The sequence below is a fragment of the Streptococcus sp. GMD6S genome (genome assembly GCF_000297015.1).
In genome coordinates, this window is sequence record NZ_AJRH01000258.1 from 1 (window position 1) to 559 (window position 559).

Sequence of the window (559 nt, forward strand, 5' to 3'; positions counted from 1 at the left end):
TTCTAGGATATTCATCTGTATCAAAAACGATAGGATCGCCTTTGCGTTGAGGAATGACAACTTGCACAATCTCTTCTTTAAAACGACCAGATTCTATAGCTGCAACTGCTCGTTTTTGTGACTCTAAAGCAAGGGCATCTTGCTCTTCTCGACTGATGCCATATTTTTCAGCCACATTCTCAGCTGTAATCCCCATATGGTATTCGTTAAAAGCATCAGACAAACCGTCCTTAATCATGGTATCTACCACTTTTGAATCGCCCATACGGCCGCCCCAACGGAAGCTTGGCATAACGTATGTCGCCTGACTCATGTTTTCTGCACCACCAGCTACGATAATATTTGCATCGCCACACTGAATTGCTTGAGCAGCCAACTGCACTGCCTTCAAACCGGAACCACAAACCTTGTTGATAGTAAAGGCTGGTGTAAATTCAGGGAGTCCTGCATGAATGCTCATTTGACGAGCTACGTTTTGACCTAAACCTGCGCCTAGTACATTCCCCATAATCACTTCGTCTACCTGCTCTGGTTTGACATTGGCTTTTTCCAAAGCACT

Annotated in this window: 1 protein-coding gene; it reads right to left on the minus strand. The window is 44.5% G+C overall.

What is annotated here, in order from left to right:
* A partial coding sequence (locus tag GMD6S_RS10030; RefSeq protein ID WP_000309208.1) for a beta-ketoacyl synthase N-terminal-like domain-containing protein occupies positions 1-559 on the minus strand: 559 nt, incomplete at both ends.